Origin of the sequence: Kribbella sp. NBC_00482 (assembly GCF_036013725.1) — a bacterium.
GTDB lineage: Bacteria > Actinomycetota > Actinomycetes > Propionibacteriales > Kribbellaceae > Kribbella.
On sequence record NZ_CP107881.1, the window covers coordinates 6077077 to 6101077 of the forward strand.

The 24001-nt window shown below is 67.8% G+C and carries 18 protein-coding genes and 1 tRNA gene; 14 read left to right on the forward strand and 5 right to left on the reverse strand.

What is annotated here, in order from left to right:
- Positions 1–205 precede the first annotated feature (205 nt).
- From gltB to OHB24_RS29570, 5 genes are all read left to right on the forward strand, one after another.
- Entirely contained in the window at positions 206–4744 is a 4539-nt protein-coding gene (gltB, locus tag OHB24_RS29550) for a glutamate synthase large subunit (RefSeq protein ID WP_327634128.1), read from the forward strand.
- Positions 4744–6210, forward strand: a complete 1467-nt coding sequence (locus OHB24_RS29555; RefSeq protein ID WP_327634129.1) for a glutamate synthase subunit beta — start codon at positions 4744–4746, stop codon at positions 6208–6210. Before gltB ends, OHB24_RS29555 begins: the two co-directional genes overlap by 1 nt.
- Positions 6211–6298: 88 nt before the next feature.
- Positions 6299–7855 (forward strand): metallophosphoesterase family protein, encoded by a 1557-nt coding sequence (locus OHB24_RS29560; RefSeq protein ID WP_327634130.1) that lies wholly within the window; start codon positions 6299–6301, stop codon positions 7853–7855.
- A 99-nt stretch (positions 7856–7954) separates the two neighbouring features.
- The gene (gene pyk, locus OHB24_RS29565) at positions 7955–9406 is read left to right on the forward strand and encodes a pyruvate kinase (RefSeq protein WP_327634131.1); all 1452 of its coding nucleotides are present in this window, start codon (positions 7955–7957) and stop codon (positions 9404–9406) included.
- A gap of 54 nt (positions 9407–9460) precedes the next feature.
- Positions 9461–10195: a pentapeptide repeat-containing protein gene (locus tag OHB24_RS29570; protein ID WP_327634132.1), complete on the forward strand. Its 735-nt coding sequence runs from the start codon at positions 9461–9463 to the stop codon at positions 10193–10195.
- A 4-nt stretch (positions 10196–10199) separates the two neighbouring features.
- Here the strand turns inward: OHB24_RS29570 and OHB24_RS29575 are convergent, their stop codons facing one another.
- Together OHB24_RS29575 and OHB24_RS29580 are read right to left on the reverse strand one after the other, a co-directional pair.
- Complete coding sequence (locus OHB24_RS29575; protein ID WP_327634133.1) at positions 10200–10949, reverse strand: helix-turn-helix domain-containing protein; 750 nt, start codon at positions 10947–10949, stop codon at positions 10200–10202.
- A 36-nt stretch (positions 10950–10985) separates the two neighbouring features.
- A tRNA-Leu gene (locus tag OHB24_RS29580) sits at positions 10986–11059 on the reverse strand.
- 83 nt (positions 11060–11142) lie between these two features.
- Here OHB24_RS29580 and OHB24_RS29585 point away from each other — a divergent pair.
- The 7 genes from OHB24_RS29585 (at position 11143) to OHB24_RS29615 (ending at position 18775) form a co-directional block, all read left to right on the forward strand.
- A complete protein-coding gene (locus tag OHB24_RS29585) occupies positions 11143–11913 on the forward strand; it encodes a transcriptional regulator (RefSeq protein WP_327634134.1) in 771 nt (256 codons plus the stop codon).
- A 15-nt stretch (positions 11914–11928) separates the two neighbouring features.
- Positions 11929–12516 carry an ANTAR domain-containing response regulator gene (locus OHB24_RS29590; protein WP_327634135.1) on the forward strand — a complete coding sequence of 196 codons (588 nt, stop codon included), beginning with the start codon at positions 11929–11931 and terminating at the stop codon, positions 12514–12516.
- A gap of 340 nt (positions 12517–12856) precedes the next feature.
- Positions 12857–14098, forward strand: a complete 1242-nt coding sequence (locus OHB24_RS29595) for a branched-chain amino acid ABC transporter substrate-binding protein (protein ID WP_327634136.1) — start codon at positions 12857–12859, stop codon at positions 14096–14098.
- Positions 14099–14182: 84 nt separating this feature from the next.
- Positions 14183–15499, forward strand: coding sequence for a branched-chain amino acid ABC transporter permease (locus OHB24_RS29600; RefSeq protein WP_327634137.1), 1317 nt, complete (start codon positions 14183–14185; stop codon positions 15497–15499).
- A complete protein-coding gene (locus tag OHB24_RS29605) occupies positions 15496–17214 on the forward strand; it encodes a branched-chain amino acid ABC transporter permease (RefSeq protein ID WP_327634138.1) in 1719 nt (572 codons plus the stop codon). The genes OHB24_RS29600 and OHB24_RS29605 overlap by 4 nt, the downstream gene beginning before the upstream one ends.
- Positions 17211–18059: an ABC transporter ATP-binding protein gene (locus OHB24_RS29610; protein ID WP_327634139.1), complete on the forward strand. Its 849-nt coding sequence runs from the start codon at positions 17211–17213 to the stop codon at positions 18057–18059. Before OHB24_RS29605 ends, OHB24_RS29610 begins: the two co-directional genes overlap by 4 nt.
- Positions 18059–18775, forward strand: coding sequence for an ABC transporter ATP-binding protein (locus OHB24_RS29615; RefSeq protein WP_327634140.1), 717 nt, complete (start codon positions 18059–18061; stop codon positions 18773–18775). The genes OHB24_RS29610 and OHB24_RS29615 overlap by 1 nt, the downstream gene beginning before the upstream one ends.
- A 16-nt stretch (positions 18776–18791) precedes the next feature.
- Here the strand turns inward: OHB24_RS29615 and OHB24_RS29620 are convergent, their stop codons facing one another.
- On the reverse strand, positions 18792–19550 hold the full coding sequence (locus tag OHB24_RS29620) for a DUF554 domain-containing protein (RefSeq protein ID WP_327634141.1): 759 nt from the start codon (positions 19548–19550) through the stop codon (positions 18792–18794).
- A 108-nt stretch (positions 19551–19658) separates the two neighbouring features.
- Between OHB24_RS29620 and OHB24_RS29625 the strand changes: the two genes are divergently transcribed.
- Positions 19659–20249 carry a GNAT family N-acetyltransferase gene (locus tag OHB24_RS29625; protein WP_327634142.1) on the forward strand — a complete coding sequence of 197 codons (591 nt, stop codon included), beginning with the start codon at positions 19659–19661 and terminating at the stop codon, positions 20247–20249.
- Here OHB24_RS29625 and OHB24_RS29630 read toward each other — a convergent pair.
- Positions 20212–20601, reverse strand: coding sequence for a hotdog fold thioesterase (locus OHB24_RS29630; RefSeq protein WP_442914006.1), 390 nt, complete (start codon positions 20599–20601; stop codon positions 20212–20214). The two genes, OHB24_RS29625 and OHB24_RS29630, sit on opposite strands and share 38 nt — an antisense overlap.
- A 104-nt stretch (positions 20602–20705) precedes the next feature.
- On the opposite strand from OHB24_RS29630, the gene polA reads away from it, so the two are divergent.
- Entirely contained in the window at positions 20706–23408 is a 2703-nt protein-coding gene (polA, locus tag OHB24_RS29635; protein WP_327634144.1) for a DNA polymerase I, read from the forward strand.
- On the opposite strand, the gene OHB24_RS29640 is transcribed toward polA, so the two are convergent.
- The gene (locus tag OHB24_RS29640) at positions 23405–23878 is read right to left on the reverse strand and encodes an NUDIX hydrolase (RefSeq protein WP_327634145.1); all 474 of its coding nucleotides are present in this window, start codon (positions 23876–23878) and stop codon (positions 23405–23407) included. The genes polA and OHB24_RS29640 overlap by 4 nt on opposite strands.
- Positions 23879–24001: the final 123 nt, after the last annotated feature.

Here is a 24001-nt window from a genome sequence, read left to right on the forward strand (position 1 = left end):
GGGGTTGTGGGTGGTTGTGATGGAGGTGGGCTGGGATGATGGGAGGCTAGTAGTGAGCGCTTGCTTACTGAGGGTCATCAAGGCGTTGCGCGGTGGACAGGAAGTCCAACTGGCGGGCGTCATGAGGTAGTCTCGGGACACCCGGCTTGGGCCAGTGTTGTCCCGCGGCCAGTTGTGTTGACCGTAGGACGACGGGAGCTCCTGAATGTTTGGTGTCCCCCCTGCCCAAAACCGGCACCGCCCGAGCGAGGGCCTGTACGACGGAAACCACGAGCATGACGCTTGCGGTGTTGCTTTCGTCGCGACCTTGACCGGTGTTCCCAGCCACGACATCGTGGCGAAGGCCTTGACCGCCCTGCGGAACCTCGAGCACCGTGGCGCGTCCGGTGCCGAACCCGACTCCGGCGACGGCGCCGGCATCCTGATCCAGGTACCGGACGCCTTCTACCGCAAGGTGTGCGACTTCGAGCTGCCGGCGGCGCACAGCTATGCGACCGGTATCGCGTTCCTGCCGGCCGACGCCGACGACGCCGCGAAGGCGATCGACCGGATCGAGGAGCTGGCGGACGAGGAGCAGCTGAAGGTGGTCGGCTGGCGGGACGTCCCGACCACGCCCGGCCTGCTCGGCGCGACCGCGCGTTCGGTGATGCCGACCTTCAAGCAGCTGTTCGTGACCGCGAAGGCGGGCCGCGTGCTCGGCCTGGCGCTGGAGCGGATGGCGTTCCGGCTGCGGAAGCGGGCCGAGAAGGAGACCGAGACCTACTTCCCGTCGCTGTCCGGCCGGACCATCACCTACAAGGGGATGCTGACCACGGACCAGCTGGACAAGTTCTTCCCCGAGCTGACCGACCCCGACCTCGCCTCCGCGATCGGGATCGTGCACTCGCGGTTCTCCACGAACACGTTCCCGTCCTGGCCGCTGGCCCACCCGTACCGGTACATCGCCCACAACGGTGAGATCAACACCGTCCAGGGCAACCGGAACTGGATGCGCGCCCGCGAGGCGCTGCTGTCCAGCGACCTGATCCCGGGCGACCTGGAGCAGCTCTACCCGATCTGTACGCCGAGCGCGTCGGACTCGGCCTCGTTCGACGAGGTTCTGGAGCTCCTGCACCTCGGCGGCCGCTCGCTGCCGCACGCGATGCTGATGATGATCCCGGAGGCGTGGGAGAACGCCGCCACGATGGACCAGCAGCGGCGCGCGTTCTACGAGTTCCACTCGACGCTGATGGAGCCGTGGGACGGCCCGGCGTCGGTGGTCTTCTCCGACGGCACCAAGGTCGGCGCGGTCCTGGACCGCAACGGCCTGCGTCCCTCGCGGTACTGGGTGACCGACGACGGTCTCGTCGTACTCGCCTCCGAGGCCGGCGTCCTGGACATCGACCCGGCCACCGTGACCGAGAAGGGCCGGCTCGAGCCGGGCCGGATCTTCCTGGTCGACGTCGACGCGCACCGGATCATCACCGACGCCGAGGTGAAGAACGCGCTCGCCGCCGAGCACCCGTACGACGAGTGGCTGCACGCCGGCCTGATCCGGTTCGAAGACCTGCACGAGCGGGAGCACGTCGTCCACAGCCACGCGTCGGTGACCCGGCGCCAGCAGGTCTTCGGGTACACCGAGGAGGAGCTGCGCGTCATCCTCACCCCGATGGCGAAGGCCGGCGCGGAGCCGATCGGCTCGATGGGCACCGACACGCCGATCGCCGTCCTGAGCGACCGGCCGCGGCTGCTGTTCGACTACTTCGCGCAGCTGTTCGCGCAGGTCACGAACCCGCCGCTGGACGCGATCCGCGAGGAGCTGGTGACCTCGCTGTCCTCCAGCCTCGGCCCGGAGTCGAACCTGCTCAACCCGAGCCCGGCGTCCTGCCGTCAGGTCGTGATCCCGTTCCCGGTGATCACCAACGACGAGCTGGCCAAGCTCCGGCACATCAACCTCGACGGCGACATGCCCGGCCTGGCCACCACGGTCCTGCGCGGCGTGTACGACGTCGAAGGCGGCGGCGAGGCGCTCCGGACCCGCCTGGACGAGATCTGCGTCGAGGCCGACGCCGCGATCAGCGACGGCGCCCGCATCCTGGTGCTGTCCGACCGGCACTCGAACGCCGACAGCGCGCCGATCCCGTCGCTGCTGCTGACCGCTGCGGTTCATCACCACCTGGTGCGGAGGAAGACCCGCACCCAGGTCGGTCTCGTCGTCGAGGCCGGTGACGTCCGCGAGGTCCACCACGTCGCGCTCCTGATGGGGTACGGCGCGGCAGCGATCAACCCGTACCTGGCGCTGGAGTCCGTCGAGGACCTGTGCCGGCGCGGTACCTACCTGCCCGGCATCGAGCCCGAGCAGGCGATCCGCAACGTGGTGAAGTCGCTCGGCAAGGGCGTCCTCAAGGTGATGTCGAAGATGGGTGTCTCGACGGTCGCGTCGTACACCGGCGCCCAGATCTTCGAGGCGAACGGGCTGTCCCCGTTCTTGGTCGACATCTACTTCACCGGTACGTCGTCCAGGATCGGCGGCGTCGGCCTGGACGCGATCGCCGAGGAGGTGCGGCGTCGCCACCTGCGCGCGTACCCGGCCGACGGCATCCTGCCGGCGCACCGCAAGCTCGAGATCGGCGGCGAGTACCAGTGGCGCCGCGAGGGCGAGCCGCACCTGTTCGACCCGGACACGGTCTTCCGGCTGCAGCACAGCACCCGGACCGGGCGGTACGACATCTTCAAGCAGTACACGTCGAAGATCGACGAGCAGTCCGAGCGGCTGATGACGCTGCGTGGCCTGTTCGGCTTCAAGAGCGACCGCGGCCCGATCCCGATCGACGAGGTCGAGCCGGTCAGCGCGATCGTCAAGCGGTTCTCCACCGGTGCGATGAGCTACGGCTCGATCAGCGCCGAGGCACACACCACGCTGGCGATCGCGATGAACCAGCTCGGCGGCAAGTCGAACACCGGCGAGGGCGGCGAGGACGCCGATCGGCTGTACGACCCGGCCCGGCGGAGTTCGATCAAGCAGGTCGCGTCGGGTCGTTTCGGCGTCACCGCGGAGTACCTGACGAACTCCGACGACATCCAGATCAAGATGGCGCAGGGCGCGAAGCCCGGTGAGGGCGGGCAGCTGCCCGGCCCGAAGGTGTACCCGTGGGTGGCGAACACCCGGCACTCGACGCCGGGCGTCGGTCTGATCTCGCCGCCGCCGCACCACGACATCTACTCGATCGAGGACCTGGCGCAGCTGATCCACGACCTGAAGAACGCGAACCCGCGGGCGCGGATCCACGTGAAGCTGGTCTCCGAGGTCGGCGTCGGCACGATCGCGGCCGGTGTCTCGAAGGCGCACGCGGACGTCGTACTGATCTCCGGCCACGACGGCGGTACGGGCGCGGCGCCGCTGACCTCGCTGAAGCACGCGGGCGGTCCGTGGGAGCTGGGTCTCGCCGAGACGCAGCAGACCCTGCTGCTGAACGGTTTGCGCGACCGCATCGTCGTACAGACCGACGGTCAGTTGAAGACCGGGCGGGACGTGATCATCGCGGCGCTGCTCGGCGCGGAGGAGTACGGTTTCGCAACCGCGCCGCTCGTGGTGTCGGGCTGCATCATGATGCGGGTCTGCCACCTGGACACCTGCCCGGTGGGCGTCGCGACGCAGAACCCGGTGCTGCGGGAGCGGTTCTCCGGCAAGCCCGAGTTCGTCGTGAACTTCTTCGAGTTCATCGCCGAGGAGGTCCGCGAGTACCTGGCGGAGCTCGGGTTCCGGACCCTGGACGAGGCGATCGGGCACGCCGAAGTACTCGACATCCAGCGCGCCGTCGACCACTGGAAGGCCGACGGGCTCGACCTGTCGCCGATCCTGCACGTGCCGGCGCTGCCCGAGGGTGCGTCGCTGCACCAGACCACCGAGCAGAACCACGGTCTGGACAAGGCGCTCGACAACGAGCTGATCCGGATCTGCCGGCCGGCTCTGGACAACGGCGAACCGGTCCGGGCACAGCTCGCGATCCGCAACGTCAACCGGACCGTCGGCACGATGCTCGGCCACGAGATCACCAAGCGGTACCGCGCGGCCGGCCTGGCCGACGGCACCATCGACCTGACCTTCACCGGGTCGGCCGGCAACTCGTTCGCCGCCTTCGTCCCGAACGGTGTCACGCTGCGGCTCGAGGGCGATGCCAACGACTACGTCGGCAAGGGCCTGTCCGGCGGCCGGGTCGTCATCCGGCCGGACCGGCACGCGCGGTTCGACGCCGCCGACCAGATCATCGCCGGCAACGTGATCGCGTACGGCGCGACGTCCGGCGAACTGTTCATCAGCGGCGGCGTCGGGCAACGGTTCTGCGTCCGGAACTCCGGCGCGACCGCGATCGTCGAATCGGTCGGCGATCACGCCTGCGAGTACATGACCGGTGGGCGCGTCGTCGTACTCGGCGCCGTCGGCCGGAACTTCGCGGCGGGCATGTCGGGCGGCGTGGCCCACGTGCTCGACCTGGACCACACCCTGGTGAACCCGGAGCTGGTGGATCTGCACCCGGTCACCACGGACGAGTCCGAACTGCTGCACGACCTGGTCCGCAGGCACTTCGAGGAGACCGGTTCGGAACGGGCGGCCAAGCTGCTCGCCGACTGGGAAGCGGCAGGTTCGCGGTTTACGACAGTGATGCCCCGCGACTACGCCCGGGTGCTGGCGGCCAAGGCGGCCGCCGAGCGCGACGGCCTGGACGAGGACGCCACCACGCGAGCGATGATGGAGGCCATCTGATGGCTGACCCCAAGGGATTCCTGACGACCGGACGGGAGGTCGCCGACCGGCGGCCGGTCGACGAGCGGGTGCAGGACTGGAAAGAGGTCTACCCCGGCGGGCCCGGCAAGGCGCTGCTGCCGATCATCACCAAGCAGGCCGGCCGCTGCATGGACTGCGGCATCCCGTTCTGCCACAACGGCTGCCCGCTGGGCAACCTGATCCCGGAGTGGAACGACCTGGTCTGGCGGGACGACTGGTCGAGCGCGATCGAGCGGCTGCACGCGACCAACAACTTCCCGGAGTTCACCGGCCGGCTCTGCCCGGCGCCGTGCGAGACGTCCTGCGTCCTGGGCATCAACCAGGACCCGGTGACGATCAAGAACGTCGAGGTCGCGATCATCGACAAGGCCTGGGAGACCGGCGACGTCAAGCCGCAGCCGCCGGAGTGGCTGACCGGTAAGACGATCGCGGTCGTCGGGTCCGGCCCGGCCGGCCTGGCCGCCGCCCAGCAGCTGACCCGCGCGGGTCACACGGTCGCGGTGTACGAGCGCGCCGACGCCCCGGGCGGCCTGCTGCGGTACGGCATTCCCGAGTTCAAGATGGAAAAGGAACAGGTCGACCGCCGCATCCAGCAGATGAAGGAAGAGGGCACGGTCTTCCGCTCCGGCGTCAACGTCGGCGTGGACGTCACGGGCACCCAGCTCAAGCAGCGGTACGACGCGGTCGTGATCGCCACCGGCGCCACCGCAGCACGGGACCTTCCGGTGCCGGGCCGTGAGTACGGCGGCATCCACCAGGCGATGGAGTACCTGCCGCAGTCCAACCGGGTCTCGCTCGGACAGACCGTCGCGGACCAGATCGTTGCGACCGGCAAGGACGTGGTGATCATCGGCGGCGGCGACACCGGCGCCGACTGCCTCGGTACGGCGCACCGGCAGGGCGCGCGGACGGTGACCCAGCTGGAGATCATGCCGCGGCCCTCCGACGACCGCCCGGGCCACCAGCCGTGGCCGACGTACCCGATGATCTACCGGGTCGCCTCCGCCCACGAGGAGGGCGGCGACCGGGTGTACGCCGTCTCGACGGTGAACTTCGAGGCCGATGCCGACGGCAACGTCTCGGGGCTGAACCTGGTCGAGGTCGAGTTCAAGGACGGGAAGTTCAACCCGGTCGAGGGCTCCGAGCGGACGATCCCGGCGCAGCTGGTGCTGCTGGCGATGGGCTTCGTCGGCCCGGAGCGCGAGGGATTCCTCGAGCAGCTCGGCGTCGAGCTCGACGAGCGCGGCAACGTGAAGCGGGACAACCGGTACCAGACCACGGTCGAGGGCGTCTTCGCCTGCGGTGACGCCGGCCGCGGCCAGTCGCTGATCGTCTGGGCCATCGCCGAGGGCCGCTCCTGCGCCGGCGGCGTGGACGCCCACCTCACCGGATCGTCGACGCTTCCGACGCCGATCCCGCCCACCGCCCGCCCGCTGGCAGTCTGACCGCAGCCCCACTTTGGGCCCCAGGCAACCAAAACCCGCGATGGGAAACGGTTGGTCGGTGCTCAAGGTGGGGCTTCTCGGTAGGTTGGTGAGTGTGGTTCTCCGGCTGGTGACGAAAGAGCGGCTGCGGGCGGTTGCGCCGTGGGCCGGGTTGAGCCTGCTCTTCGTGCTGACGTCGGTCGTGGTGGGACTCTTCGGGTTCGTGAACGATTCCGAGCGGGTCACGATCGGCGCGCACGCGGCGACCGTGTCACCGACGTTCGACGGGCATGCGACGCTCGACCTCGGCGCCGTACTGCCGCGGTTGCGGATACCGACCCACACGCCGGGCGGCGTCGGCGTCAACGTCGACGTCCAGGAGACCGACGCCGACAACCTCACCGAGCTGCTCACCCGCGACACCCTGATCGCCTCCCAGCCCGACGGTGAGATCGGGCGGATCCAGCAGGTCATCCAGGAGATGGCGGTCGACAACGCGATCGCCGGGGCCGGGTCCGGCCTGCTCGTGGTCGTGGTGGTCGCGACCCTGTGGAGGGCCCTCGGCGTACGGCGGCGCAGCGAGTTGTGGCACCTGGTGCACCGGCACGAACGCCGCACCGAGCACCGGATGATCGTCATCCTGGTCGCGATGCTGATCACGATCGCGTCGATCTTCGGGCCGGGACGGATGCGGCAGCCCGACGTACCGCCGACGCAGTGGCAGCCGTTGTTCAAGCTGCTGCCGGAGATGTCGTTCGACAGCCGGCTGAAGACGGTCGAGGTCGCGTCCGGGTTCTCCACCACCGGCGGGGTCGGGGTGATCCGGACGCTGGTCGAGACGTACAAGAAGTCCACCGAGCTGTACGGCGAGCTGAAGGACCGGGTCGCCGAGGTCTCCCCGCAGCTGCACAAGCCGAACGAGAACGAGAAGGTCGCCCTGCTGGTCTCGGACCGGCACGACAACATCGGGATCGACGGCTTCGCGGCCGAGGTGGCCAAGGCGGGCGGCGCCAAGCTGCTCATCGACGCCGGTGACGACACCTCGTCCGGGCAGAGCTGGGAAGCGTTCAGCATCAACTCGCTGCGGCAGCACTTCAAGGACTTCAAGGTGGTCTCGGTGGCCGGCAACCACGACGCCGGCGGCCATGTCGAGGAGTTCATGCGCAAGGCCGGGTTCACCGTGCTCGACAGCAAGCCGGTCGAGGTCGAGGGGATCCGGTTCCTCGGCGACAGCGATCCGACCCGCACCGGGCTCGGCAGCGCGGACACCCCGGGCGACGAGACGATCGAGCAGCAGTCGCAGCGGCTCGCGGACATCGCCTGCGATCAGCCGGACGACAAGCGGATCTCGACGATGGTGGTGCACGACCCGTCGTCGTTCGCCGACACCGCCGCCCGGGGGTGCGCGACGCTGCTGCTGTCCGGTCATTTGCACCGCCAGGTCGGGCCCGAGCACCGGGTGGTCGACAACCGCGCGGTCACGACGTACACGAACGGGACGACCGGGGGAGCGGCGTACGCCTTCGCGCTGGGCTACACGTTGCGCAAACCGGGTGAGGTCACCCTGATCACGTACCAGAAAGGCCTGCCGGTCGGTCTGCAGACGGTCACCGCCCAGCCCAGTGGCGACGTGACCGTCGGGCCCTACACCCCCTTGGGTTCTTGACGATTCAGGCGATGCCGCCGCTCGTCTTCTACTGTTAACTGTCCAGTAACGGGGGTGGACCAGCGGACCCAGTGGTTTGCAGGAGTAGGGTTTTGTGACGTGCGTCGCGCAAAGATCGTTTGTACGCTCGGCCCGGCTACGGCCGCCCCGGAGCGCATCATGGAACTCGTCCAAGCAGGTATGGACGTCGCAAGGCTGAACCTGAGCCACGGCGCCCATGCCGAGCATGAGCGCATCTACCAGCGGATTCGGACCGCTGCCGCGGAGACCGGCAAGAACGTCGGCATCCTGGTGGACCTGCAGGGCCCGAAGATCCGGCTGGCCGAGTTCGCCGAGGGAAAGGCCACGCTGACCTACGGCGAGCGCTTCACCATCACCACCCGCGAGGTACCGGGTGACCAGACCATCTGCGGAACGACGTACGACGGTCTGGCCGGTGACGTGGAGCCGGGTGACCAGCTGCTCATCGACGACGGCCGGATCGCGCTCGTCGCCGAGGAGGTCACCGAGACCGACGTGATCTGCCGGGTCACCGTCGGCGGCCCGGTGTCGAACCACAAGGGCATCAACCTGCCGGGGGTCGCGGTCAGCGTGCCGGCGATGTCGGAGAAGGACGCCGAGGACCTGCGCTGGGCGCTGCACCTGCCGGCCGACATGATCGCGCTGTCGTTCGTCCGGGACGCCTCCGACATCCAGTTGGTGCACAAGATCATGGACGAGGAGGGGCTGCGGCTCCCGGTCGTCGCCAAGATCGAGAAGCCGCAGGCGGTCGCCAACCTGGACGAGATCATCGAGGCGTTCGACGGGTTCATGGTGGCCCGCGGTGACCTCGGCGTGGAGCTCCCGCTCGAGGAGGTCCCGCTGGTCCAGAAGCTCATCATCGACCAGGCCCGGCTGAACGCGAAGCCGGTGATCGTCGCCACCCAGATGCTGGAGTCGATGATCTCCGCGCCGCGGCCGACCCGGGCCGAGGCCTCCGACGTCGCGAACGCCGTACTCGACGGCGCCGACGCGGTCATGCTGTCCGGTGAGACCAGCGTCGGCCGGTTCCCGATCGAGACCGTCAAGACGATGGCCCGGATCGTGGAGTCGACCGAGGAGCACGGCCTCAGCCGGGTCCAGGAGATCGAGTGGGAGCCGAAGACCAAGGGCGGCGTGATCGCCCGCGCCGCCGCGGACGTGGCGGAGCGGCTGGAGGCGAAGTACCTGATCGCGTTCACCCAGTCCGGTGACACCGCGCTCCGCCTCGCCCGCTATCGCACCGAGGTCCCGCTGCTCGCGTTCACGCCCGTCCCGTCGGTCAGCTCCTGGCTGAGCGTGGTGTGGGGCATCACCACCCACATCGTTCCCACCGTCGATCACACCGACGAAATGGTCCGCCAGGTCGACCAGCGCCTCCTCGAACTCGGCATCCTCAACAAGGGCGACCTGGTAGTCATCGTCGCCGGCTCCCCACCCAGCATCCCCGGCTCCACCAACGCCCTCCGAGTCCACCGCATGGGCGACGCCATAGAAGGCAACGCCCCCGCCTACCGAAGCCCCAACCCGTAACGCCTGGTTGAGGCGGGCGGCCCAGTGACCGCCCGCCTCAACTACTTTCTTCTTGTGGATCTCACCGTTCTCAAGAAGGTCAAGTTGCACGGCGAGGACCTTCGTGGGACTCGGGCCAGCGCGTTGCGGTGGACCGCGTGCCGGATCGACGGTTGCTCGTTCGACGGCGCCGTACTGCGGGATCTGCGGATCTGGGACACCACAGTGACGGACTGCTCGTTCGCGGGCGCGGATCTGCGCGGCGCCGTACTCGGAAGCTGGCACAAGCGGCGACGGAACCGTTGGCAACGCGTCTCCTTCGCCGGTGCCGACCTGCGTGACGCCACGATCGTCGGAGCGCTCTTCGACGGGTGCGACTTCTCGAATGCGCGCCTGAACGGTGCCCAGTTCGAGCAGTGCGACCTGCGCGACTGCACGTTCGCCGGCGACCTGACCGACGTGATCTTCGACTGCCGCCCGCGCCCGGACCGCCCGTCCCCGGCACCACTGCGCGACCTCGACTTCGGCGCCGCGACCTTCCACCACACCGAGTTCCGCGACTGCCACCCGCAGAACGTCGTACTTCCGGAAGGCGTCACCTTCATCCCCGCCTACCGCTCCGTAGCCCGCCGCGCCCTCCAGTCCCTGGCCCTGGACACATCCCCCGAAGCCACCATCCTCCGCGCCGAACTAACCCTCACCCTCCAAGGCCCCGGCACCGAATCCGGCGCAACCCTCTACAACCCCCAAGACTACAAATCCGAAAACCCCACCCTCGCAGCCTTGGCCCACCACCACCTGACCTCGTGAATACCTAGGCCTTCGGCCCGACGAACCCATCCATACGACCAACAGCTTCACGGCGGGCGACCGACAGAGCGTTGGGGCGCGGCATACGCCAGGGGATGTGGAGCAGGTCGAGCGCCGCCTGGCACAGGCGCATGATGTCGGCGGACTCGTTGGAGAACATGTAACGCGGGTACTCGTACCGCTTGGTCTGGCCCGCGACGGTTCTGGTGGTCCAGTTGGCGACGCGGCAGCCGTCGGAGTTGAAGAGGCCGCGCAGGAACAGTTCGGGGTACTCGGCAACGATCTCCCGTTGCCAGTCGACCAGTTCGATCCTCCGCAGATGTTTCCGCCCGGGCGCGTGCTGAGGAAACAGACACGGCCAGTGCTTCCAGTACGACATGACCGACGTACACCCAACGGCCCGCACCCGATGCACCGACCGGTTCGGGTGCACAGCCCGTACGACGCCCTCAGCCTCGTCGATCAGCCGCGGGTACGCGTCGTCGCAAGCAATCCGCAGCGCATACACCTCTCGCCGGTGCCGTGACAGGCACCCGTCTCCCAGATACAGCCCCAGCAGGTGCGCGTACGACGGGGCGTCGAGCGTCCCGCTTCCGCATCGCGGGCAGTTGCTCATCGGCGACCGACGTACCTTGCCATCCCGCCAGTCCCGAAGCGCAGCCCGACTGACCCCGAGCCGCTTGCTGATCGCGTTGAGACTCTCACCGGCTGCCATCGCCGCGAGTGCGATCGCTCGCGTCTGCTCGTCATACATGAACCGAGTTTCACGGGCGCCGCCGACAAAATTCTGTGCCCTGGGTGGGATTCGAACCCACACTGGATGCTGTTTGAGAGCACGGCCTCTGCCGGTTGGGCTACCAGGGCATCTGCGCGGTGACGCGCTCGAAGATCCTAGCCCATCCGGTCGCTCGATCAGAAACTGTCGGTGGCCGGCGTGAGCCTTGGGCATGGCTCATTTCAGGTCGCGGGAGACGGTTGAGTCGGCGTTGGCGATGTCCGATGCCGGGGTGCCCGATCGGGTCAACGCGGAGATCCACGGGGTTGCGTTGCGGACGATTCGGACGTGGCGGTGGCGGTATCAGCGTGAGGGCCGGATCCGCGGAGGTTCTCGAGGTACTCCGTGTCCGCGGTGCGATGGAGCTGAGCTGGACGAGGCGGCGTATGCGTTGCTGTTGGGGTGGTATCTCGGCGACGGGCACATCGCGAAGGCGCGGCGCGGAGTCTTCTGCTTGCAGATCGCGAACGATCAGAAGTATCCAGAGCTGAACCAGGAGATCGCGGCCACGATCAGGTTGGTGAAGCCAACGGCCAGCCCATGTCTGCGGGGCGGGCAAGGCATGATCCGGATCGAGGCGAGGTGGAAGCACTGGCCGTGTGTGTTTCCGCAGCACGGGCCAGGGATGAAGCACCTGCGGAAGATTGAGCTGGCGGATTGGCAGCAGGAGATTGTTGCCAAGTACCCCGAACAGTTGCTGAGGGGTTTGTTCCACTCGGACGGGTGCAGGTTCGTGAACTGGGCGAGCAAACCCGGCCGTGACAAGCGGTATTACTACGTGCGCTACGTGTTCTCGAACAAGTCTGATGACATCCGGAACATACTCACGGATGCGCTTGATCTGTTGGGCATCGCTTGGCGGCGGCCGCGGTGGGATCACATCGCGGTGAGTCGGAACGAGGCGGTTGGTGTGCTCGACACGTTTGTGGGGGCTAAGAGCTGACGTGGGGTCGCTAGGGTGTGCGGTGTGACTGCTAAGCGTGTGGTGATTGCTGAGGACGAGGCCCTGATTCGGATGGATCTGGCTGAGATGCTCGCTGAAGAGGGGTATGACGTCGTCGGGCAGGCGGGGGACGGCGAGGAAGCTATCCGGCTGGCGATCGAGCAGCGGCCGGATCTGGTGATTCTCGACGTGAAGATGCCGAAGCTGGACGGGCTGAGCGCGGCCGAGAAGATCGCGGGGGACCGGATCGCTCCGGTGCTGATGCTGACCGCGTTCTCGCAGCGGGAGCTGGTCGAGCGGGCGCGGGACGCCGGCGCGATGGCGTACCTGGTGAAGCCGTTCTCCAAGGCCGACCTGCTGCCCGCGATCGAGATCGCCGCATCCCGGTACGTCGAGCTCGCCGAGTTGGAGCGGGAGGTCGCCGACCTGGCCGAGCGGCTGGAGACCCGCAAGCTGGTCGATCGGGCGAAGTCGATCCTGCAGACCAAGTTCGGGCTGTCCGAGCCGGACTCGTTCCGGTGGATCCAGAAGACCGCGATGGACAAGCGGGTCTCGATGCGTCAGGTGGCCGAGCTGGTCGTCAACGAAGCCGGAGATTCCTGATCGGGCAGGTGCATCTGCCCGCCCATGCGCAATCTGCCGTCATCCGCTCGCAATACCGGCGTGTCGTAACCGTGAGGTGAACCCGGGCGGTCCTTGGTGACAAACCGTGGCGGAGGCACCTGGCGCCATCGAGTGAATCTCACCGAGTAGATCCGCCCGCTGACCGTATGTCACCACATTTCCCCACCGGACAGTAATCAGGTCATAGGACGATGCTTACCGGGGTAACGACATCACAACACAGCCTGTGCGCTGTTCGCTTGGAACACCCGCTGGGTCTAACCTGCGGGTGCTCGTGGCAAATGCGCGAGAGTCCCGGATTCACTGGGACTATCCAGACATGGGAGGAACAGTGCACCAGCGTTCCGTAGTACGGGTCGGCGCGTCGCTGATCGTTGCGTCGTTGGCCCTGACTGCCTGCGGCTCACGCAGTGACAACGATTCTGGCGGGGGCTCCGAAGAGGCAACCAAGACCGCGAAGATCGGCGTCATCGCGCCGTTGTCCGGAGACTTGTCGGCTCTGGGTCTGGGTATCCAGCACTCCGTCGAACTCGCTGTGAAGCAGGCCAACGACTCCAAGGCGATCCCGGGCTGGAAGCTCGAGGTAGTGCCGAAGGACGACGAGGGCAAGACCGAGCCGGGCAAGAACGCGGCCACCGCGCTCGCCAGCGACAAGGACGTCATCGGCGTCGTCGGCACGCTGAACACCAGCGTCGCGCAGCAGGTCCAGCCGGTGCTCGCGCCGAAGAACATCGTCCAGGTCTCCCCGGCCAACACCGGCCCCGGTCTGACCCAGGGCGCCAAGTGGCAGACCGAGCCGAAGCGGCCGTACCCGACGTACTTCCGCACCTGCACGACGGATGCCGTCCAGGGTCCGTTCGCGGCGCGGTACCTGTACGAGACCGCGAAGATCACCAAGGTCGCGACGATCCACGACAAGAAGGCGTACGGCCAGGGCCTGGTCGGCACCTTCACCGAGGAGTTCAAGAAGCTCGGTGGTCAGATCGTGTCGGCGCAGACGATCAACCCGGACGAGTCGAACTACCAGGCCGTGATCTCCGCGGTCAAGCCGTCCAACCCGCAGGCGGTCTACTACGGCGGTGAGTACCCGAACGCCGGTCCGCTCTCGCAGCAGATGAAGGCCGCCGGCCTGAACGTCCCGCTGATGGGCGGCGACGGCATCTTCGACCCGAAGTACATCACGCTGGCCGGTAAGACGGCCGACAACGACCTGGCCACCTCGGTCGGCGCCCCGATCGACACGCTGGACACGGCGAAGAAGTTCGTCGCGGACTACACGGCCGAGAAGTACAAGGAGCCGTACGCCGCTTACGGTGGCTACTCGTACGACGCCGCGAACGCGATCATCGCCGCGCTGAAGGAGTCGCTGAAGAGCGCTACCGACGTCGAGTCCGCGCGTAAGGCGACGGTCGACGCCATGGCCAAGGTCAGCTTCGACGGTGTGACCGGCAAGGTCGCCTTCGACCAGTACGGCGACACCACGTCGAAGGTCCTGACCGTCTACAAGGTTGCCGGTGGCAAGTGGGCGACCGTGGAGACCAAGGACTTCGAAACCAAGTAAGCAGAGTCGACCTCATGTCTCGGGGGTGGGAGCGATCCTCCCACCCCCGTGGCATGTCATAACCGAGGCAGATGGGAGGTCGACGTGGACCAGTTCTTCCAGCAACTCGTCAACGGGTTGACCTTGGGCTCGCTGTACGCCCTGATCGCGGTCGGGTACACGGTCGTGTACGGCATCGTGCAGCTCATCAACTTCGCCCACGGCGAGGTGTTCATGATCGGCGCGTTCGGCGCGCTGACGACGTACCTGTTGTTCTTCGACGGCAAGACCAGTGTGTGGATCCTGCCGATCATGATCGTCGGCGCCATGATCGCGTCGGTCGGCACCGCTGTGCTGATGGAACGTGTCGCGTACCGTCCCCTGCGGAACGCGCCACGACTCGCGCCGCTGATCACGGCGATCGGTATCTCCGTCTTCCTCCAGGAGTTCATCCGCCTCTTCTACGAGGAGCCCGCCTGGACGGTCGTGGTGTTCGCCGGTCTGGCGATCGCCGTCGGCTACGTCGCCGGCGGACGGGTGGCCAAGGTGGACCTGAACCACCCGGTGTCGCGGTGGTACGACCGCGCTCCGTTGCTCGGCGGCGCAGGTGGCGCCGTCGGTCTGTGGATCGTCGTACGGCTCCTCAACCGCGGCCTCAACCCGCTGCTGATCGCGGGCGTGATCGTGCTCGGCGCACTGGTCGGCACCGCCATCGGCTGGCTGGCCGGTCTGGCGGCTCGGCGGAACGCCCGGGTCGAGGTACCGATTCCGGCGATCGCTGCAGCTGCTGTCGGCGGCGCCCTCGTGGCCGAGGTCGGCTGGGTGCTCTTCAAGAAGCTGATCACCAGCGTCGAGTGGCCGAGCGCCAAGCTGCGCATCCCGTTCCCGCAGCTCGACGTGGTGACGGGCAAGGCGCTGCAGGTCGGCGGTGTGACGATCCAGCGGTCCGCGCTGTTCACGGTCGGGGCGCTCCTGATCTGCGCCGTCCTGCTCTGGTTCTTCATCAACCGGACCCGGATCGGCCGCGGTATGCAGGCCGTCTCGCAGGACCCGGACACCGCCCGGCTGATGGGGATCAACGTCGACCGGATCATCGTGGTCGCGTTCGCCCTAGGTGCGGTGCTCGCCGCGATCGCCGGCGTCTCGCAGGGCCTGCAGAACACCAACATCGACTTCCGGATGGGCTTCCTGGCCGGTCTGAAGGCGTTCACGGCCGCGGTGCTCGGCGGTATCGGCAACATCTACGGCGCCGTCGCCGGTGGTCTGGTCCTCGGCGTCGTCGAGGCGATGGCCACCCAGTACATCCCCGGCCAGTTCGGCGGTAGTACCTGGAAGGACGTGTGGGCGTTCGTCATCCTGATCCTGGTTCTGGTGTTCAGGCCGCAGGGCCTGCTGGGTGCGAGGGTGGTGGACCGCGCATGACCGATATCGAGACTCCTGTCGACGACATCTCGGAGGCTCCGGTGGCGAAGCCGGGCAAGCCGATCGCCTGGCCGCTGGGCCTGGCCGGCGTCGCGCTGGTGATCATCGGCGCGTTCCTGTCCTGGAGCTACGACGGACAGATCCTGAACGACCTGTCGGTCAACTTCTACCCGAACGGCCTGCAGATCCTGGTCATCGTCCTCGCCCTGCTGGCGCTGGTGCTGCTGCTGGCGGAGAAGGGGCCGCTGGTCAAGCTGGGCTCCTGGGTGGACGCGACCCTCGGGCTGCGGGCCCTCGGCCTCGGCCTCGTGCTGTACATGGTGCTGACCCTGGTCGCGATCTCGGTGGAGTCCGACGGCCTGATCAACGTCAACCCGGGCGGGTACGTCACGCTCGTCGGCGCCGCACTGATCGCGGTGTCCGCATGGATGCTGCCGTTGCATCAACTGCGGGACATGAGCGAGGCGCGGATGCCGGCCTGGTTCGAGATCCTCACGATCCCGGTCCTGATGGCGGCCTTGCTGTTCACCGCGGCGTACACGCTCGCTCAGACAGAGGCCTGGCCGCTCATCCTGTGCCTGGTGTTCGTCGGGGCGGCCGCGGCCTGCTTGTTCAAGTCCGGTGTGATGTCGTTCGTGAGCCACGCCGGGCAGCGGCACCGCAAGGTGCTGACGCTGGCGGCGTTCGCGGCGGCGTTCCTGTTCCCGTTCACCCAGAACGGTGACGACACGAACATGTCGATCGCGGGTGCGGTGCTGGTCTTCAGCGCCACCGCGATGGGCCTGAACATCGTGGTCGGCCTGGCCGGCCTGCTGGACCTCGGGTACATCGCGTTCCTGGGATCGGGTGCGTACGTCGCGGCGACGCTGTCGACGTCGGCGTTCGCGACCATCGGCTGGAAGCCGCCGTTCCTGATCGTGGTCCTGGTCGGCGCCTGTGTGGCGGCGACACTCGGCCTGATCATCGGTTCGCCGACGCTGCGGGTCTCCGGCGACTACCTGGCCATCGTGACGCTCGGCTTCGGTGAGATCTTCCGGTTCTCGATGTTCAACCTGGACGGCAACAACGGGCCGAACCTGACCAACGGCCCGAACGGTATCCCGGGTATCCCGGATCTCGAGATGTTCGGTTTCAACTTCGGCACCGACCACACGATCCTGGGCATCGACCTGACCCGGAACTCGAACTACTACTTCCTCCTGCTGATCCTGATCGGCTTCGTCATCCTGGCGTTCTCCCGGCTGAACAACAGCCGGATCGGGCGCGGCTGGGTGGCGATCCGGGAGGACGAGAAGGCCGCCGAGGCGATGGGCGTGAACGTGTTCGGGCTGAAGCTGCTCGCGTTCGCGATCGGCGCGTTCCTGGCCGGTATGGCGGGCACCGTCAAGGCCCACCAGGACGGCGCGGTCAGTCCGGACCAGTACATCTTCCTGGAGTCGGCGTTCCTGCTGGCCGCGATCGTGCTCGGCGGTATGGGCACCATCGTCGGTGTGTTGCTGGGTGCAACGATCCTGAAGGTGCTGCCGGAGAAGCTGCGGTTCTTCCTCGAGTACCGGCTGCTGCTGTTCGGCCTGCTGCTGGTGCTGATGATGCGGTTCCGGCCCGAGGGGCTGGTCGCGAGCAGACGCCGGAAGCTGGAGTTCCACGAGGACGACGAGGAGCTGGCCATCGCCGTCGAAGAGGAACGGCTGATCGCGGCGGAGGAGGCCAAATGACGGTGACCGAACCTCAGGACGTGGCCGCGCGGCCGATCGGCGACCCGGTCCTGGAAGCCTCCGGTGTGACCATGCGGTTCGGTGGTCTGCTGGCGGTCAACGACGTCAACCTGACCGTCCGCGAGGGCGAGATCGTCGGTCTGATCGGCCCGAACGGCGCCGGCAAGACGACGTTCTTCAACTGCCTGACCGGCCTCTACAAGCCGACCAGCGGACAGGTCCGGTTCTCCGGTACGCCGTTGCCGCCCAAGCCGCGGGCCGTGGTCCGGGCCGGGATGGCGCGGACGTTCCAGAACATCCGGCTGTTCGCGAACATGACCGCGCTGGAGAACGTGATGGTCGGGCGCTACTGCCGGACCAGCGCGGGCGCGCTCACCTCGGTGCTGCACGGCCCGAAGTTCCGCCGCGAGGAGGCGGCCACCCGGGCCCGGGCGCAGGAGCTGCTGGAGTTCGTCGGGCTCGGCCGGTCGGCCGAGCACCTGGCCCGGAACATGCCGTACGGCGACCAGCGCCGGCTCGAGATCGCGCGGGCGCTGGCCACCGACCCGAAGCTCATCCTGCTGGACGAGCCGACCGCCGGTATGAACCCGCAGGAGACCCGGCAGGCCAGTGACCTGATCTTCAAGATCCGGGACTCCGGGCTGTCGGTCGTGGTGATCGAGCACGACATGCGGTTCATCTTCAACCTCTGCGACCGGGTGCTCTGCCTGGTCCAGGGCGCGGCCCTGATCGAGGGCACGCCCGAGGAGGTGCAGTCCGACCCGCGGGTGATCGAGGCCTACATCGGCACCGGCGAGGACGACGACGAGGACCCGCAGGACGACGTACCCGGAGGAGAGGTCTGATGGCCGCGATGCTCGAGGTCAAGGACCTGGAAGTTGCCTACGGCAAGATCCTTGCGGTGAAGAAGATCAGCTTCAGCGTGGAGCAGGGGCAGGTGGTGTCGCTGATCGGCACCAACGGCGCCGGCAAGACCACCACGCTGAAGACGATCTCCGGTCTGCTCCGGCCGACCGGCGGCGAGATCTGGTTCCAGGGCGAGCGGATCGACCACGTGGCGGCGCACGACATCGTCACCCGCGGTCTGGCGCACTCGCCCGAGGGCCGGCGGATCTTCCCGCGGCTGTCGGTCGAGGAGAACCTGATGCTCGGCGCGTTCTCCCGCCGGGACCCGGGGGGCGTGCGCGTCGACCTGCAGACGGCGTACGACCTGTTCCCGATCCTGGGGGAGCGGCGCAAGCAGCCGGCCGGTACGTTCTCCGGCGGTGAGCAGCAGATGCTGGCGATGGGACGGGCGATGATGAGCCGGCCGAAGCTGCTGATGCTGGACGAGCCCTCGATGGGTCTGTCACCGATCATGATGAAGCGGATCATGACGACGGTGACCGAGCTGCAGCGGCAGGGTACGACGATCCTGCTGGTCGAGCAGAACGCCCAGGCCGCGCTGAAGCGGGCCGACTACGGGTACGTGCTCGAGGTCGGGAAGGTCGTGCTGTCCGGCTCCGGCCGGGACCTGCTGGTGAACGACTCGGTCCGCAAGGCTTATCTGGGCGAGGACTGACGCGAGCGCTGCTGGTTCAGTTGCGGATGACAACGAGCAACTGAACCAGCAGCGGCGCGACGATCAACGCCGGCAACAGGTCGGCGACGGCCACCTGCTTCAGCTTCAGCAGCCGCAGCGCGACACCGATGAGCATCACGCCGCCGGTCGCGCCGAGTGCGGTCACGTGGGCCTCCGGCAGTACGTCGCCCAGTACGGCGCCGACGGCCGTCATCAGGCCCTGTACGACGAGGACGACCAAGGCCGACGCGGCGACGCCCCAGCCGAACGACGCGGCGAAGGCGATCGACGTGAAGCCGTCCAGAACCGCCTTCAGGAACAGCTGATCCGCGCCGCGGCCGAGTCCGTCGGACAGCGCCCCGAGGAACGTCAGCGGCCCGACGCAGAACACCATCGACGCGGACACGAACCCTTCGACGAAGGTGTTCTGCCCTTCGCCGCGGTCGAACCGGCGCTGCATCCACGCGCCGAAGCCCTCCAGCCGCTGCTCGATCTTGAGCAGCGAACCGGCGATCCCGCCGATCAGCATCGCGCCCAGCACGATCAGGATCGGGGCGCTGTCGCCGACGGCGTCGCTGAGTGCGTGGTCGCCGACGGTGAGTGCAGAAGAAATTGCGATCAGCAGGGTGACCAGGCCGATCGCGTCGGTGACGAGATCCCTGGTGCGGTGACTGAGCCGGTGCCCGACGAGCACGCCGAGTACCGAACCTACGAGTACTGTCCCGACGTTCACGACGGTCCCGATTCCGATGAACAAACTGGTCCCTCCGGACATCTGTGGTCAGCTTTGCATGTGACCCCCGAGGGCCTACTGTTGCGCGAGGACGAGCGTATCCGCCCGTCTGTTCACCTCGGGGGTGGACCGTACCGGGAGGTCGCTGTGGTGGCAGCCATCGAGGTGAGGGACGCCCGGCCGAGCGACGCCGACGCGCTGGTGGCGCTGTGGCGTGAGCTCAGCACCGCTGCCGGTCTGCCGTCCCGGCTCCCGGCGCCGCCGTCGCCCGCCGCCGCCGAGGTTGCCGTCAGCAAGCATCTGGACGACCCGTTCGGCCGGCTGCTGGTGGTCGAGCTGGACGGCCAGGTGCAAGGTATGGCGTACCTGCGCCGGACCATGATCAGCCCGCTGCACGACGACTCGACCGTCGCTGTCGAGTACCTGCACGTCAGCGACACGTCCCGCCGGCACGGCCTCGGCAAGGCGCTGATCGCGGAAGCGGTCACCTGGGCCGAGCACGAGAGCTGTCTTCACCTGGCCGTGGTCGCCCCCGCGATCGCCCGCGAGGCGAACCGCTTCCTCGCCCGCCTCGGCCTCGGGCAAGCCGGCGTACTGCGGTTCGCGAACACGCACACCGTACGTCGCCGGCTCACCGCCGAGCACGCGCCGAACCTGCTCGCCCTGCTGTCGTCGCGCCGCTCGGCGGTCGCCCGGCGCGCGGTCAGCTCCCGGGCGGCGCCTGAATCAGCTGGCAAGTGATCCGGGCGGTGCACACCCGCTTGTCCCGGTCGTCGGTGACGACCACCTCGTACGACGTGGTGGTCCGGCCGAGGTAGATCGGTGTCGCGACGCCGGTGACGACCCCGTCGCGGACCGCGCGGTGGTGGGTCGCGTTGATGTCGACGCCGACCGCGACCTTCCCGGACGCCGCCGCGTGCAGCGCCGACCCGATCGAGCCGAGGCTCTCGGCGAGCACGCAGGACGCGCCGCCGTGCAGCAGACCGTACGGCTGCGTGTTGCCCTTGACCGGCATCGTCGCGACCACCCGTTCGGGTGATGCTTCGCTGACAACGATTCCCATCAGCTGGAGGAGTGTGCCCTCCATGCCCATACCTGGTCCGAGGTTCGTTTCATCTGTCACGGAAACAGTGTGTCAGAACTGTCCACGGGACCCACTAGAGTCGGTGTGTGGCTCCAGATACCGACACTTCGACGATGACCAAGGACACCCCGGAAGCCGGCGCCGTTCGGCCGCGGGTGCTGCTGCTGGACGGGCACTCCCTGGCGTACCGGGCGTTCTACGCGCTCCCGGTGGAGAACTTCTCCACTACTACCGGGCAGCACACCAACGCGGTGTACGGGTTCACCTCGATGCTGATCAACATGCTGCGCGACGAGCAGCCCACGCACATCTGCGTCGCGTTCGACGTGTCCCGCAAGACCTTCCGCTCCGAGCAGTACACGGAGTACAAGGCCGGCCGGTCGAAGTCGCCCGACGAGTTCAAGGGGCAGATCTCGCTGGTCAAGGAGGTGCTGGAGGCGCTCCGGATCCCGACCACGGAGATCGACGGCTGGGAGGCCGACGACATCATCGCGACGCTCGCCACGCAGGCGTCCGAGCAGGGCTTCGAGGTGCTGATCAGCAGCGGTGACCGGGACTCGTTCCAGCTGGTCAGCGAGGACGTCACGGTGCTGTACCCGAAGCGCGGCGTGTCCGAGATCGCCCGGATGGACCCGGCCGCGATCGAGGAGAAGTACGGCGTCGGCCCGCGGATGTATCCGGATCTCGCCGCGCTGGTGGGGGAGCACAGCGACAACCTGCCCGGCGTTCCCGGGGTCGGCCCGAAGACGGCAGCCAAGTGGCTGAACCAGTTCGGCTCGCTGAACGACGTGATCGACCGGGTGAACGAGATCAAGGGCAAGGCGGGCGAGTCGCTGCGCGAGCACCTGTCCGACGTGATCCGGAACCGGCAGATCAACGAGCTGGTCCGCGACCTCACCCTGGACGTTTCTGTGGACGACCTGGTCCGGACACCGTGGGACCGGGACAAGGTGCACACGCTGTTCGACAGCCTGGAGTTCCGGGTGCTGCGCGAGCGGCTGGTCGCGGAGCACGAGGAGGTCGACGCGGCCGTCGACCACGGCTTCGAGCTGGAGGGCGTGCAGCTGAAGCCGGGCGAGGTAGGGGCCTGGCTGAAGGAGCACGTGAGCGGCGGTGACCGCGTCGGTGTCGCGGTGCAGGGCAGCTGGGGCGGCGGCACCGGTCAGATCACCGGCCTGGCGCTGGCGAACACGTCCGGTGCGGCGGCCTGGTTCGACCCGACCACGATGACGCCGGACGACGAGTCGGCCTGGGCCGCGTGGCTCGCCGACGAGAAGCAGCCGAAGGCGCTGCACGACGTGAACGGGCCGCTGCTCGGCTTCCTGGAGCGCGGCTGGACCCTCGCCGGCCTCAGCTCGGACACCCAGCTCAGTGCGTACCTGGTCCGCCCGGATCAGCGGGCGTACGACCTCGCCGACCTGACCGTTCGGTATCTCAAGCGCGAGCTGCGCAACGAGGAGGCCGAGAACGGCCAGCTCAGCTTCGACGACGTCGAGGGCGGGCCGGCCGCGGACCACACGATGCTGCGCGCCCGCGCGATCGCGGACCTCGCCGACACCCTCGACGCCGAGCTCGAGAAGCAGGCCGGTACGGCGCTGCTCGCGGACGTCGAGCTGCCGCTGATCCAGGTGATCGCCGCGATGGAGCGGGACGGGATCGCGGTCGACCGGGCGTACCTCGAGGAGCTCGAGGAGCGGTTCGCCACCGGCGTACGGGAAGCGGCCACGTCGGCGTACGAGGTGATCGGCAAGGAGATCAACCTCGGGTCACCGAAGCAGTTGCAGGTGGTGCTGTTCGACGAGCTGCAGATGCCGAAGACGAAGCGGACCAAGACCGGGTACACCACAGACGCGGACTCGCTGCAGGCGCTGTTCGAGAAGACCGAGCACCCGTTCCTGGCGTACCTGCTGGCGCACCGGGACGCGACCCGGCTGCGGCAGACGGTCGAGGGGTTGCTGAAGACGATCAGCCCGCGCGACGGGCGGATCCACACGACGTTCAACCAGACCATCGCGGCGACCGGCCGGCTGAGCTCGACCGAGCCGAACCTGCAGAACATCCCGATCCGCACCGAGGAGGGCCGCCGGATCCGGCAGGCGTTCGTGGTCGGCGAGGGCAACGAGTCGCTGATGTCGGCGGACTACAGCCAGATCGAGATGCGGATCATGGCGCACGTGTCGAAGGACCAGGGCCTGATCGACGCGTTCAACTCCGGGATGGACTTCCACTCGGTGACCGCGTCCCGGGTGTTCTCGGTGGAGCCGTCCGCGGTGACCCAGGAGCAGCGCGCGAAGATCAAGGCGATGAACTACGGGCTCGCGTACGGCCTGTCGGCGTACGGGCTGAGCCAGCAGTTGAAGATCGGCGTCGACGAGGCCAAGGGCCTGATGGACGAGTACTTCGAGGGCTTCGGCGGGGTCCGGGACTACCTGCGGTCGATCGTGATCGACGCCGGCAAGACCGGGTACACCGAGACCATCCTGGGCCGCCGGCGGTACCTGCCGGACCTGACCAGCGACAACCGGCAGCGCCGCGAGATGGCCGAGCGGATGGCGCTGAACGCGCCGATCCAGGGGTCGGCCGCGGACGTCATCAAGATGGCGATGCTGAAGGTCGAGCGGTCGCTGCGCGAGTCCGGCCTGAAGTCACGGATGCTCCTCCAGGTTCACGACGAACTCGTCTTCGAGATCGCCCCCGGCGAACGCGAACCCCTCGAGAAGCTGGTCCGCCACGACATGGGCCACGCCGTCGACATGACCGTCCCGCTCGACGTGTCGGTCGGCGTAGGCCGCACCTGGCACGAAGCGGCCCACTAAGAGGTCGCGAACACCGGCTGCGGGCCGGGGGAGAGCGCGTTCTTGATGCACTCCATCTCCCGGTCCGTGAGGTCTGGGAGGGCGTTCAGGGGCCACCAACGGACGTCGAGGGACTCGTCGTCGTTGACGCGGGGCTCGCCGCGGACCGGGCGGCAGCGGAAGCAGAGGTCGAGGAACTGGACCTGGTCGCCGTTCGGGTAGCTGCTGGGCGGGAGTGACTCGACGCTGATCAGGCGCTCGACGACTGCCTCGACCGCGGTCTCCTCCTGGATCTCGCGCACCAGCCCGACGGCCGGCTGCTCACCTGGCTCGAGGATCCCGGCGACCAGGCTCCAGCGGCCGTTGTCGGCACGCTCGACGAGGAGCACCTCCTCCCGGTCGTTGAGCACGACCGCAGTGAGCCCGCTCAGCCACAGCAGGTCGTGCCCGATCTTCTCGCGCAGGTCGAGGACGAACTTCGGTGTCGGCATGCCCAGAACCCTACCGAGGCCGGCGTCCAGGACTTTTTTCGCCGCAAGAAATTTGGGTGGCCCTACGCAAGCGGCAAGCGCTTGCCGCGCAACTTACGAACAGTGACTGATCGATCCCGATCG